Origin of the sequence: Nitrincola tibetensis, from assembly GCF_003284585.1 — a bacterium.
Classification (GTDB): Bacteria; Pseudomonadota; Gammaproteobacteria; order Pseudomonadales; family Balneatricaceae; genus Nitrincola; species Nitrincola tibetensis.
This window is the reverse complement of sequence record NZ_QKRX01000002.1, coordinates 378486-391689: the sequence shown is the minus strand read 5'-3', so window position 1 is coordinate 391689 and position 13204 is coordinate 378486. Positions and strand designations below refer to the sequence as shown.

Here is a 13204-nt window from a genome sequence, read left to right as displayed (position 1 = left end):
ATCGATATCAATGTATCTGAGATGTTTTAAAAGGGTATTCCTGATGGAATAGTTACAATGCGGAAACTCGCTAAAAATACATTTTTATCAGTGAGTTGGATGCTAAATAACCTTAGTTATAGGTATAACCAAGGTTATGGGGGGTTTGGAGCGAAGAATTTAAGAGGTTTTTTTATTTAAACGTTTGCTCAGGGCAGGCTGAGACAGGCCAATGAGACGTGATGCCAGCGACTGATTGCCTTGTGCTCGCTTCATTGCTTCTTCAACGAGAAGATCGTTGATTTCCTGTAAGGTAGGCAATGGCTGATCTATCGGGAAAAATACAGGAGCTTTGGTGTTCTCTGAATTGCCGTGGAAAGCAGAGTGGCCATTTTTCGTCAAGACTGAGCGGAAGGTCTCCATCGATAGCACTTTGGTGCGGTGGCGACTTACTGCGTCGTAAATGAGCGCCTTCAATTCTCTGATATTCCCAGGCCATTGATAGTTTGCTAATAAAACGGGTAGTTCTTTAGGAATCGTAGGTTTGGTTTTGCCCATTTCCTCTGCCGCTTGTGTGAGAAAATGGTCTAATAGCAGGGGTAGATCTTCAACGCGTTGGCGCAGTGCTGGAATCTCGACATGATGGATTTTTAAACGGTAATACAAGTCTTTACGAAAGCTACCGGAAGCCTGTTTTTCGGTTAAATTTTGATGGGTTGCGGCAACTATTCTCGCACGCAGTCGCTTAGGTCGGTCGCTGCCTAAGGGGTAGTATTCGCCTTCTTGTAACAAGCGCAAGAGTTTGACTTGAGCGGTCGGACTTAAGTCGCCAATTTCGTCCAAAAATAAGGTGCCTCCGTTTGCTTGTTCAATCATACCTGAACGTGTGCTATCAGCGCCTGTGAATGCACCTCGGTGATGGCCAAACAGAGTGTCAGAAAAAATGTTGTCGTCCAGCCCTGCTACGTTGACGCTCACCAATGGCCCTGTTTTGTTGCTTAGGTCATGAATAACCTGAGCTATTTGTTCTTTACCGACACCGCTTTCGCCAGTGATGAGTACAGGCTGTAGGCTAGAGGAAATTGATTCAAGGTATTGAAAGACGGCACGCATGCTTTTGTCTTGCGTGATGATGTTTGCGAACACATCGGGTTGTTCCAATGTGTTGGTTAACACATGACGCCGCAAGGCTTGGTTTTCGACGTGCATTTCCTGCATACGAACAGCACGTTTGATGCCTTCAATGAGCTTTTGCTCTTCAGTGGTTTTGACATAATAATCAAAAGCACCAAGGCGCATGCAGTCTAGGGCCGTTTCTATCTGATTCAGTCCACTGAGGACGATGACACAAATATCTGGAAACTCGGTGACAATTTGCTGTAACAGTTTGTCACCGGAAATATGAGGCATGGTCATGTCTAAAAGAACTATGCCAATAGGGTGTTCGGCAATCATAGCCATGGCGTCACGGCTGTCTGGGCAGCGATAAAGGTGGCTAAACCCGGCTTTACGCTCTAATGCAATGCTCATGCTGCGTAAAAAGGCTTCTTCATCATCAATCAGCAAAATACCAAATTGAGGGTAAAGATTTTTTTGCATTTGGGTCTTCCTAAGTGACTGAAAAGGTCAAAACAGCTTTGGTGCCATGTTTGGGGGTAGATTCGTACACTAAGCTTCCGCCATGCTCTTGGACTATTTTACTGGATATAAAGAGACCAAGACCAGTGCCACCATCTTCACGGCGAGTGGTAAAAAAAGGGTCGCATAAACGGGCCATATGTTGAGGCTCTATGCCTTTGCCTTGATCCCAAACCTCTAAACAAAGGTGATATTCATCTTTAAGAAAAGTGCGTACATTAATGGATTGATTGGATGTTTCCAGCGCCTGACAAGCGTTGACGATGAGATTAATGATGACTTGCTCAATTTCTTGAGCGTTGCCATAAAAAGGTGGCAGCGGGCGAGTATATTCAACAATGAATTGGTCACAGCTTTGACGAAGGGTGTTGTCGACTAGCCGAATGGCGACTTCTAAAATCTCATTGATATCCACTTGCTCTTTTAGACCGTCCGGCGTTTCACGGGCAAAGTCTTTGAGATCGTTGACGATACGGCGGATTTTTTGAGTGCCTGTCAGCATGTCTTGCAACATAGATGGGATTTCATCTCGCATTCGGCTGTATTCGAGGCCTGCAATGTAAAAATCGCCATGCGCTTGAAAGTGTGCTTCTAGAATCTCTTCTGCGTCTGAGTAAAATTCTTGTATGACCGGGAGGTTAAGTAAGAGTAGGCTGCTGGGATTATTAATTTCATGCGCAACGCCTGATACCAAAATGCCCAAGGAGGTCATCTTGTCTGCTTGCATCAGTTGTTTTTGTTGCTGCTTTAGTTCGTTGGTTCGGCGACTCACCTCACGGGTTAGCATGCGGTTCCATATGACAATCGCGCCTAATATCACCAGTAATATCCCAGAAATACTCCCTGTTATCAGCCCAACTTCTTTCCAGGGAAAGCCATCTTGTTCGAGTGGGCCAAGCCATTTGTCATAAATTTTTTGATGACGCCCCGTGTTTTTCAAAATGGCCAAGCCTTCACTAAATTGGGCGAGTAGGTCGGTGTTGCCTTTCATTACCGCATAGCCATATTGGTTGGCACCAAAAGGTCGACCGACAGGAGCGATATTGGAAAGTTCTAGTTCTTTCCCTAGGTACAAGCCGGGCAGGTTGGCAACCAGTGCGTAATCGTATTGACCAGACGCGAGTAAGCGCAGAGCCGCTGCGTGGGTGTCGACTAAAATTAATTTGGCATTAATGCCACTGTTAATGAAAAAGTCGTGCATTACTCCACCTTGCTGGACGATGAGCTCTTTACCCGCTAGTTCATTTAAGTCGTTCACTTTTGCAGTCCCTTTACGGGCAAAAATGGACTGATGAACCAAGGCATGAGCGGGTGAAAAATCGTATTTGTCGGTGCGACCAGTGGAGTAGGCCATGCCTTGTAGAACGTCCACTTTACCCTGTTCAAGAAGACTGCGGATCTCATCCCAGTTACCTAATTGAATGTCGACCTCAATGCCCATGACTTCGGCGATTGCAAGGGTTAGTTCGGTATTGTAGCCATCCGGTTCGCCATACTCATTGAGAAATTCATAAGGGGGATAGTTCAAGTCGCCACCTACCAGAATAGGTCTATCGGCCTGAGCAAAACTTGCAACGAATAGACTGACAAAGAGCACAGCAAAGCGCAAAAAATAAGGTGTCATTTTGGTTCTGCTAGACATGACGGTAGGATGTGATTCTTAAAGTAGAGCCATCATATCATGTTAGTACGATAAGTATTGAGTGCTCGAACTAAGATACAGCAAAGGATAAGAGGGCAGAACCAAGTTGCAAAATCGGCACCCTCAATCATGAGGTGCCGAAAGTGCTTCAATTTCTTGCCATAAACGCGGGTACTCAGGGCTGTCTTGCCGAGTATAGTTTAGGTTTCTAAGCAAGCCTGTTAAGTGTACAAAGTGTTTACGAACGGCTTCTTTTGTTTCTAGAGTGGGTATGCCTTGTAAACTTCTGACCAATAAGCGGAACAGATCTCGTTGGCGTTGAATGGGGGTTGAGATGTCCACGGGATCAAACGCATCTTGCTGTAAATAGACCTGATCTAGGCACTGGGATTTCTGCCATAAAATATAGTCGGATAAGGTTACGCCTTCTTCGCCTGTCACCTGCATCATTTGCTGAACCTCTTCACCCTGTCTGAGCAAATTGAGCATGTCACGTACTTGGGGGACCCATTCAACATCTAAGTGTGTGTTAAACCAATTTTCAAGTTGAGACAGATAACGTGACCAAGAAATCAATGGATCAACGGCCGGATAGGCGCGTTTGTACGCTCTATCAGCACTCAAACCTAAGAAGGTTTTCACCGTTCTAAGCGTTGATTGCGTAACAGGCTCTTCGAAGTTCCCTCCTGCAGGCGATACCGTTCCAATCAGCGTTAAGCTCCCTATAGAGCCATCATTGGTTCGCACAAGTCCAGCGCGCTCATAAAGAGCCCTTACGGCTGAATCAAGATACGCCGGAAATGCCTCTTCGCCAGGAATTTCCTCTAATCGGCCCGATGTTTCGCGCATCGCTTGCGCCCAGCGTGAGGTTGAGTCGGCAATCAGCAATACGTTGTAACCCATTTGACGATAGTATTCACTGATGGTGATGCCAGTATAAATAGAGGCTTCTCGCGCCGCGACAGGCATGGAGGAGGTGTTGCAAATAATGACGGTGCGATCCATTAAGGTCCCGCCTTTCGGATCGGGCGTTTTCGGAAACTCAGTAATGGTTTCCACCACTTCGCCAGCACGTTCACCGCAGGCCACAATGACCACGATGTCCACATCGGAATAGCGAGAAATTAAGCTTTGCAGTACCGTTTTGCCCGCCCCAAAGGGACCTGGAATACAAGCCGTTCCACCTTTGGCCACAGGGAAAAACGTGTCAATGAGACGAATAGTGGTCAGCATGGGTTGATCGGGGTACAAGCGTTCACTTGACCCTGTGCGCAATAAATCACGGTTAACGGGTACGCGTACTGGCCAGAACTGACGCATGGTGATCTCATGTTCTTCGCCATGCATATCTTTAAGTCTGACAATCGGCGTCGTGACGGTAAAGCTACCTTCCTGAATCCAGGTCACCTCAAGTTCACCCCGCAACTTGAAGGGTGTCATGATTTTGTGTGTAAAGCGTCTTTCTTGCACCTTGCCCAGCGGATCACCTGCGCGTACGCGTGCACCAATTTTAACGGTTGGCTGAAACGCCCACAAATGCTGATTATCAATCCCCTCAACATCCAATCCTCTGGGTAAGAAGAAACCATGCTGTGCCGCAATCAGTTCAAGCGGGTTTTGTAGGCCATCATAGATTTGACCCAACAAACCCGGTCCTAACGCAACTGAAAGTAAGCGTTCGGTTTGCTCAACACGGTCACCGATCGACACACCTCGGGTATTCTCGAAGACTTGGACATCGGCTTCACCATGACGAACCCGCAATACTTCCGCTTGCAGGCGTTCTTGGCGTTGGTCTGATGGACGACGCTCTGGGCAGATATAGACCACTTCATTCTTGATGATGGGATAGTATTCGCCATGTTCATCCTTCATCAAATGAAGGGTCACTATATCATCCCGGACCCCGGCAACACGTGCTGTAATGGGTATTCCATTCATCTATTCATGTCCTCAAACAAGCTATTCAGTTGCTGTTGGATACCGCTGCTGTGCAGCAGTGTATCGCTCAGGGTTTGAAAATCAGCCAATGCCGCGTCCGCATCACTTTTAAGACGACGCTCAGCTATGCCCCAGCGCAGTACAAAACTCACCACAGTTTCGACGGAAAAATGATGGCTTCGCTCCACCGCAAGCAGTTGCTGCCAAAAATAACGATCCATCTGAAACTGTAAGTCACCAGTATGCCCGTTATTAAATAACTCGCCCCAATGCTCTAAGGGGTCTATCTGTGTTTCTAAGGCAAATAAAGGCTCTTTCCAGTGGTGTCGTATCCATTCGGTCCAGCGACCATACCCATAAAAATGTTCTGCAGACGTGTTAGGTCGTCTTCGATAACGCAGGGCAGCCAACAGTGTTTGTATTTCTAAACGCTGTGTAATCACGTCCTGCAGCACTATAGAGGGGAGTTCAGCAATCTGCTTTTGCCAGAGTTGCACTCTTTCACGGTCAGGCTGTGTGTCTGTCTGCGTAGGGTGGTAGAGCGCCTCAGCTATTGCGAGACGTCGCTGATCCTCCACATTCAACATTGAAAGCCGCCGGTTCAGTGCAATCCGTGACAAAGGTAGCTGAGTGCACTTTTCCATCTGCTCAGGCAACCAAGGCAGACACGTGACGAGCGTGTAGTAATCTGCCACTAACGAATAACTCCCTCTAACAAAGCACGAAAACGAGGCTGCAAGTGTTTGAGCAGCACTTCAGCAATGGAAGCGTCGGTCAGATCTATTTCAACCTCTTTGCCAACCAAGCGTATGCGTAATCCACGGCCCGAGTGAGAGCTGACACTAACGCCTTCACGTAAAAGATCGGCGGATAAGGACTGTACAAATTGGCTCAAATGACCTTGACGATATTCATGGGCATTCCTGCGCAACTCATCTAAACCAATAAACTCATCGGGCAACAGAATTTCAATCTGATGTTGGGTTAATTGCGATTGATCACGAACTTTTCCAGCCAATTCAAGAATCAGTCGACGCATGAACTCTTCGTTATCCATTTGCTGTTCGACTAAACGTTCAACTTGATCGGCAAAACTCAGGGCCATGGTTTCTTTTAAGGTTAACAATAGGTCTCGGGCGGCCATTTTCAGTGCATCTTCACCCGCTTTACGCGTTTGTTCGGCTTCTTTTTTGGCCTGTTGACGAAGAATATCGGCGTCATGACGCGCCTCGTCCAGAATTTGATTGGCTTTTTGCCGTGCATCCTTCAATAGCTGATCGGCTTCTTCGCGACCTTTTTGCACGCCCTGGTCACGCAGTTGCTCAATTAAGGCTTCCACGCCCGAAGAAGGATGATGTTTTTCAGTATGATTCATCATCGGCTCCTACGCTGGTATACCAGCACTAATCACCAAGGCAAAAATGAACGCAAACACGGCGAAGCCTTCTACGATGGCTGCAGGTGCCAGAGACATACCAAAAATCTCAGGGCGAATCTTGGAGACATTGATGGCAGATGCACAACTACGACCTTGATAGATCGCGCTGAACATTAATGCCAAGCCACAGAGTAAACCTATGCCAGCTAAGCCCGGAGCATTCTCTGGGGTTATATCGCGGTTTAGCGCAAACATCACCACGATCCCATAAATAGATTGCGAAGACGGCATAGCGGATATACCGATATATCGCCCATGTCCGGTTTCAGTTTCGAGCAATGCACCTGCAGCCGCTTGACCCGCCAATGAACAGCCGATCATGCTACCAATCGCGCCAAGTGCCATAGGGCCGTAAAGACCTGCCCAGCCTAATGCCATAATCAGGTTGTCCAAGGTGTAACCTCCTGCTTTGAGAAAGAGCGGAAGGCATAGCCTTCATCCGCCAAGCTCCAGTTGTAAAATTCAATTAAGTTAAGACGCAAACCGTGAATGACTCCACTGACAACGGTTAGCACGAAATTCAATAAGTGCCCCGCCAGTAAAATCAGGAGTTGTAAAAAAACACCGATGCCGGGCAGTGCGCTGGCCACATCGACAGACAATTGATTAAAGGTGATCGCCAAAGAGGCACTGGCGAGACCAAGCGCAAACAAGCGCAAATAACTCAACACATCGCCAAAGAGCTTAGTGATATTGGTGAGTGCTAACGCGCCCCACATGACCTGACGTAGCTGCCATTTTTGTTGCTGATTTGACATTAGCAAGACGGTCAACACGGCAACGACAAATACGAACCAGTGTATAAAATGGAAGCCTTGCAACCATCCGAGTAAGCAGGATAGTACCGCTAGTGCCCAGCCAACGGATGCCCAGGCTTCAAGTCGGGTACGCCTAACCCAGGCCATCATTAAATTGGCGAGCACTAAATGCAGTGCACCAAAGGTAATCGAAAAGCGCATCATGGCGTCAAAGTCTTGTAAGTCCAGTACCTTGAGTGATGCTAGCCAAGAGAAAGGTGCGTTGGCGCCAAAGTAGCTGCCGACCAATACCCCCCAAACTAAACTTGTTGCGGTCAGCGTCACGGCTAAAGAGCGCAAGCGTCTTGAGGTTTCGCTGCTGGCCATGTTTTTCCAATAATAGGCGAGCACCAAGCCCATTAACGCAGCGTATCCGGCATCGGACATAATAATGGCGAAGAAGGCGGCAAAAGAGAAAAAAACCACCCGTGAAGGATCCCAGCTGCGATAGCCTGGCATTTGAAAAAAGCTAACCAGCTCTTGACCACCTCGAAGTTTTTCTGGGTTGTCCAGTAGGGTGGGTGGGAGTTCATCTGCTTTGGGCTGTTCAATCAGCAGAGCCAATTGGTGTGTGTTGGCAAAGCGTTCAACCTCTGCCAAGTGCTTTTCGGCGACCCAGCCTTGAATTGCAAAAATTTCTTCATAGTCCAACGTCTGATCCGATACGTCAGCTAGGAATGCACGGTCTTCTGTATCGGCGATACAGCGCTGCAATTGATAGATCCAACGTGTTAAGGCTTCGCGCTCGGCTTCAACGGCCTCTAGTTCAATCTCTAGATCCTCTAGGTTTTGCTCTAACTGACTAAGCGGTATGTTGCCCGTGAAGGTTCGTGTAACGGGCATGCGGTTCGCATCAGGCTCATGCTCGGATAAGACCACCACATAGGCATGCCGATTGTCACGATGGACGCAGCTCCAAGTTAAACCGGAGCGCTCAACGGCAGGAAGCTTATAATTCGGGACTAGGTAGAACCAGAGTTTTTGCCCCGCTAAATCCGCTAGCTCAGGCAAAATAAAATCGCCCCAAGGGGTTAAGTCAGTAATGCGCTTTTCTAGAAAGTCACGACGCGCCATCAAATCTAAACGCTGAGTACGATTGTGATCGATTCGATCCAGCATTTCAGACAGGTTAAACTGCCTTAAACGCACCACTTGTCGGCGCTTTTCACGACTGCTTATCAGGTATTGCAGTGCTCTTTTTAGGCGCTCAGGATTAACGCTTTCGTCTGATGTTGGGCGCGGTTCAGCATCTTGCAAGGGGATGACATGCATGACCCCCAGTTCTTGCAAGGCATCTAATAGACGAGGTTTTTGTTCTGTTAAGCCAACCAGAGAGACCTTATTGAGTCGTAAGATACTCATAGTGAAACCCCTATACGCTTGCGTTTAGCAATTTTGGCTCGAACCACCCCAGCACGTTCAGCATCGGCTAGGGCAATCTGGATCTTACGTATATTTTGACGCGCTTGCGGAATCAACACCTTGTCGAATAAATTCAACCGTTGTGTGGTTTTTTGCAAACCTTGATTCAAGCATTCGAGTCGCTTATGAATCAATTGTTGCTGAACTTGCAGTGTCACCTGAGACTGGAGAAGTTTAGCCAAGTGATCCAGCCAATGGTCTGTTCCCAAACAGGAGTAGGGTTCAAGCACCACCTCGAGCGATTTTAATTCAGGTAAACGAATGCCCACTAAATTCACTTGTTCTATTTCAATTGATTGAATGCTGACGAGCTGATCAACCCTTCCTTGAAAGTTTGGCAGCATGGAAAGCTCGGCACGCACCTGCTGCTCGACCTGTAAAAGTGCATGCTGTTGTTGCTGTAAAACTTGTTCGGCAGTAGCACGAGCTGCAAGAAGCTGTTTGCGTTTTAGGTCTAGCGCTGGCACAAACTTTTGATAGGCACGTACTTTACGACCTTCTTTATTTAATGTGCTTTTGTTTAGCGCTAATCGAGCCATGATTAACTCCGCTGTGAGGCAACAGGAAAATACTTATCCACCAAGTCTTGTTTCATCAGCAACTCTTCAGCTTCAAAACATTCGGCCAGTGTCTTCCAGCAAAGGTCTAGGGCTTTCTCTAGGGGGATCGTTACATTAATGTCCATAAAACGTCTTCGAAAAAGATCACCGAAACGCAATAAACGATGGTCATACTCCGTCAGCTCAAACGACATGGCTTGTTTTTGCTGTGCATCCTGTGCGGAGGCATAAAATCGAACCATGGTGTTCATAATCTGACCATGGTCTTCACGTGTTACTTTACCGATGACATGTTGTTTTAAGCGAGACAATGAGCCAAAGGGGTCTAACACGCCATCGTGTAAATAAAACTGACCTTCGGTGATATAGCCGGTATTGTCAGGTACAGGGTGGGTCACATCGTCGCCTGGCATGGTTGTCACGGATAAAATCGTGACAGATCCGGCACCTTTATAATCACAGGCTTTTTCATAACGACGTGCTAATTGCGAATACAGATCGCCGATATAGCCACGGTTCGAGGGCACGTGCTCCATGGCCACGCCGACTTCTTTTAATGCATCGGCATAGGCGGTCATATCCGTCAATAATACTAAGACCCGTTTGCCCTCATCCACGGCAAAGCGCTCGGCCACGGCCAATGCCATGTCGGGCACAAGGAGGGCTTCAACAGTCGGGTCAGAACCTAAGTGAACATACATAACGGTTTTCGCAAGGACACCTGCATCTTCAAACGCTTTTTTAAAGAAGTAGTAGTCATCAAATATCAAACCGATACCGCCAAACACGATAATATCGGCGTCGGCATGAGCGCCAATCTGAGCAAGTAGTTGATTGTAAGGCTCACCTGCGACCGAAAAAATCGGAATCTTTTGACTTTCGACCAGAGTGTTAAAGATATCTATCATCGGCACATCGGTACGAATCATACGAGAGGCCAACACACGTCGAGCTGGGTTAACGGTAGGGCCGTCGATCTCGATGTGAGGCTCTTCTTTTAGATCGGGTCCTGCATCGATTGGGACGCCGACGCCCGAAAACGCTCGACCCAAAATATTCGTAGAGAAGGCCACCTGCATCGAGTGGCCCAAGAAACGGATACTGGCTTGAGTTGACAGTCCTTTTGTTCCCGAAAAGACTTGCAGCGAAATCTTGTCACGATCCATTTCTATCACCTGCGCTAAGGCGGGTAACTGAGAAGGGTCGAGGGGGTTTTCGATAATGGCAAGGTCACCAAAACCAATGCTGCCGGTCGTGTTGCTGTCTGGCTCTGGTACATACACCTTAACGAGGTCACCAACAATTTCCAGTATTTTGGAATAGGATAAAAGCAACTGGGACACGGCTCACTTCCTGTTTAAATCAGTTAGTAAGATTAAGCCATGCTAATAAAGCTTTTACAATAGGTAGTTGATGACAAATGCGTTCAAGAACGCCTATATTCGCTCGGCGTTTTCCCTGTGATACGACTGAACTCGCGATTGAAATTGGATTTGCTGTGAAAGCCTGCATTCATGTAGATTTGCGTGATGCTGTCATCACTTTCAACCAAGCGCGCTTTGGCATACGTGATTCGGAACTCATTAATGACCTGCGACACATTACGGCCATAGACCTGGTTAATCGCAGAAGAAATCTGGCGTGAGGGAATCACCAACTTGCGTGCCAGTCGGTTTAAGGTTAAGTCCGGATCACGAAAAACTTGCTGATCACGCATCAGCTGTTCGAATTGATTAACGATGATTCGAGTATCTTCTTCGCTCATGGGTTGCTGCTTCTTTTGAGCGAAGGGAGGCTCCGGGAGTGCTGCGTCATCCTTTGGGTCCATTGTTTGGGCATGTAGACCGACCCAGGCCATAATCAACACCAACGCGGGCAGCAACAAAGCATAGCTGAATGTGAGAATATAGATTGCATGGCGTCCTTCATAGAGCGTAAAGCTGATGGCGAGCGCACCATCTATGACGGCTGAAAATAACAATAGAGCGCCTGCGATACGTTCGGCGTGAGAGAATCCTTCGGCGTCAGATAATCTAACTTCCCCTGCAGGAGTAGGAGCCAAGCGCAATAAAGCAATGCCGTAACCGACATACATCAGTGTGAGGAAAGCATCTAAGGGTGGTTGGAAAAGAGGGTAACTGAGAGCCCCCAATGCGATGATTCCTGGCCCCAACGCATGCCATTTATTAATCTTCGCGCCATGAGCCTGGTTAAAGCAAAGCCAGGCACACACAGGTACTAAGGACGCTAAAACAGGTTGTAGTGCACGTAACAGTGTCCAATCAAAACTCCAGCGTAAGCCAACAATACTTGTGGTTAACGCACAAATGAAGGCAAAAATACTTGAGGATTTCGCTTTTTGGGAGGTATTTACCCACAAAAAAAAACGCCAGTAAAAAAAGCAGCATAGACACAATAAAGGGCAGGGGAATCGCAATCATTCATTATCCTAGAGTTTACGTTTCTGAATCTTAGGGCAAGTGCTTAGTTTAACAACAGCCTAATAGAATCAAGTGACAAATAAAATGCACAATGCCATACATAGGCGTCCTAGAACCTGATTTAGGACGTCCTCGATCATCAATTAAGGCGCGAAACGTCTGGACGCTGGCGAAAATGCAGAGGTATTTCTCAAATGAATGGCTAAGGAGACGATCCATGAAATCCCTCAAACCTATTAGCGCCTTAGTACAAAGTATTCTGATCATAACCTGCTGGTTAGGTATTTCGAATCTTTATGCGCAAGACCTAAACGCTCAGCATAACTTGACTGGGCGGATGATTTTAAACCTTGATGATCCGATATCTGGGCGAAAGCTCGAAGGTTATATTTGGTATCCTACCCATGATATGGCTAACGCTATCTGGGAGCACGGGAATTGGGAGCGTGTGTGGGAGCCTATTGCCATTATCCCCGATGCTGAACCTATTGTAGATACGTTTCCTGTGCTGTTGTTATCACATGGGCTGTTTGGTACCGCCAATAATCAAGCTTGGCTGGCTCAAGCCTTAGTTGCACAGGGGTATATAGTGGTTGCCATCAATCATCCCGGCACGTCTCATTTTTTTCGAGATACTGATCAACGGCGTGAGTTGTGGCAACGCGCGCGCGACATTTCAAGAGTGATTGATTACTTAACCACTGACTTTGTCTTATCTACACAGATTCGACGGGATGAAATTTACATGGCAGGACACTCTCTAGGCGGGCATACGGCCATGCTACTGGCTGGTGCACGTTATAGCGTTCGACATTTTGATGACTTTTGCTTTGACCATATTGGCGAATTAGTTTGCGGTTTGTTCAATGAATGGCAGGTCGCTAAGACAGAAAAGGACCAGCAACAAATGGAATTGGATTGGTCAGATGCGCGCATCAAGGCGTTTGCTATTTTTGATTTAGGCGGTAGTCAAAGTTTTGATCCAGTTAGTCTTAGGGCAATTAATGCTCCCATGCTAGTATTCGGTGCGCCTAAAGACACCATGGGGCTTGATCTCAATATAGAGTCACGTTACTTAATCAAGCATCTTGCGCCTGAAGTCCTGGTGTATCAGGAACCTGAACAATTGGGACATTTTGATTTTTTAGGTGTTTGTACCGAGCATGGACTTGTGGTTTTGAGCGCTGAAGAGCCAGATGATAGCTTTGTTTGTTTTGAAGGTCGTGAAGAAAGACGAGAGATGCATAAGCACTTAGTTAAACAGCTCATGCAGTTTTTTGATGAAAGTGCTATCAAGCGACTTTAAAAACCATCTTCATGATTTTCGTCAATTTTTGAGTATATTA

11 protein-coding genes are annotated in these 13204 nt (G+C 47.1%); 1 reads left to right on the top strand and 10 read right to left on the bottom strand.

What is annotated here, in order from left to right; all coding sequences use genetic code 11:
* Positions 1–159 precede the first annotated feature (159 nt).
* The 10 genes from DN062_RS03920 to DN062_RS03875 form a co-directional block, all read right to left on the bottom strand.
* Positions 160–1578: a sigma-54-dependent transcriptional regulator gene (locus DN062_RS03920; RefSeq protein ID WP_112157709.1), complete on the bottom strand. Its 1419-nt coding sequence runs from the start codon at positions 1576–1578 to the stop codon at positions 160–162.
* Between the two features lie 10 nt (positions 1579–1588).
* Positions 1589–3241 (bottom strand): transporter substrate-binding domain-containing protein, encoded by a 1653-nt coding sequence (locus DN062_RS03915; RefSeq protein ID WP_239995685.1) that lies wholly within the window; start codon positions 3239–3241, stop codon positions 1589–1591.
* 141 nt (positions 3242–3382) lie between these two features.
* Positions 3383–5200: a V-type ATP synthase subunit A gene (locus tag DN062_RS03910; RefSeq protein WP_112157705.1), complete on the bottom strand. Its 1818-nt coding sequence runs from the start codon at positions 5198–5200 to the stop codon at positions 3383–3385.
* Positions 5197–5895, bottom strand: a complete 699-nt coding sequence (locus DN062_RS03905) for a hypothetical protein (RefSeq protein WP_112157704.1) — start codon at positions 5893–5895, stop codon at positions 5197–5199. Before DN062_RS03905 ends, DN062_RS03910 begins: the two co-directional genes overlap by 4 nt.
* A complete protein-coding gene (locus DN062_RS03900; protein ID WP_112157702.1) occupies positions 5895–6575 on the bottom strand; it encodes an ATPase in 681 nt (226 codons plus the stop codon). Before DN062_RS03900 ends, DN062_RS03905 begins: the two co-directional genes overlap by 1 nt.
* A gap of 9 nt (positions 6576–6584) precedes the next feature.
* A complete protein-coding gene (locus tag DN062_RS03895; protein WP_112157699.1) occupies positions 6585–7031 on the bottom strand; it encodes an ATP synthase subunit C in 447 nt (148 codons plus the stop codon).
* Positions 7019–8797, bottom strand: coding sequence for a V-type ATP synthase subunit I (locus tag DN062_RS03890; protein WP_112157697.1), 1779 nt, complete (start codon positions 8795–8797; stop codon positions 7019–7021). The genes DN062_RS03895 and DN062_RS03890 overlap by 13 nt, the downstream gene beginning before the upstream one ends.
* A complete protein-coding gene (locus tag DN062_RS03885) occupies positions 8794–9396 on the bottom strand; it encodes a V-type ATP synthase subunit D (RefSeq protein ID WP_112157695.1) in 603 nt (200 codons plus the stop codon). The genes DN062_RS03890 and DN062_RS03885 overlap by 4 nt, the downstream gene beginning before the upstream one ends.
* A gap of 2 nt (positions 9397–9398) precedes the next feature.
* Positions 9399–10760 carry a V-type ATP synthase subunit B gene (locus tag DN062_RS03880; RefSeq protein WP_112157693.1) on the bottom strand — a complete coding sequence of 454 codons (1362 nt, stop codon included), beginning with the start codon at positions 10758–10760 and terminating at the stop codon, positions 9399–9401.
* Between the two features lie 83 nt (positions 10761–10843).
* Entirely contained in the window at positions 10844–11797 is a 954-nt protein-coding gene (locus DN062_RS03875) for a helix-turn-helix domain-containing protein (protein ID WP_205126640.1), read from the bottom strand.
* A 278-nt stretch (positions 11798–12075) separates the two neighbouring features.
* On the opposite strand from DN062_RS03875, the gene DN062_RS03870 reads away from it, so the two are divergent.
* On the top strand, positions 12076–13164 hold the full coding sequence (locus DN062_RS03870) for an alpha/beta hydrolase family protein (protein ID WP_162301245.1): 1089 nt from the start codon (positions 12076–12078) through the stop codon (positions 13162–13164).
* Positions 13165–13204 lie beyond the last annotated feature (40 nt).

Excerpts from the sequence above, each read along its gene's own strand:
- DN062_RS03920 (WP_112157709.1), bottom strand. The coding sequence starts at position 1,578 with ATGCAAAAAAATCTTTACCCTCAATTTGGTATTTTGCTGATTGATGAT.
- DN062_RS03915 (WP_239995685.1), bottom strand. The coding sequence starts at position 3,241 with ATGACACCTTATTTTTTGCGCTTTGCTGTGCTCTTTGTCAGTCTATTC.
- DN062_RS03910 (WP_112157705.1), bottom strand. The coding sequence starts at position 5,200 with ATGAATGGAATACCCATTACAGCACGTGTTGCCGGGGTCCGGGATGAT.
- DN062_RS03900 (WP_112157702.1), bottom strand. The coding sequence starts at position 6,575 with ATGAATCATACTGAAAAACATCATCCTTCTTCGGGCGTGGAAGCCTTA.
- DN062_RS03890 (WP_112157697.1), bottom strand. The coding sequence starts at position 8,797 with ATGAGTATCTTACGACTCAATAAGGTCTCTCTGGTTGGCTTAACAGAA.
- DN062_RS03885 (WP_112157695.1), bottom strand. The coding sequence starts at position 9,396 with ATGGCTCGATTAGCGCTAAACAAAAGCACATTAAATAAAGAAGGTCGT.
- DN062_RS03870 (WP_162301245.1), top strand. The coding sequence starts at position 12,076 with ATGAAATCCCTCAAACCTATTAGCGCCTTAGTACAAAGTATTCTGATC.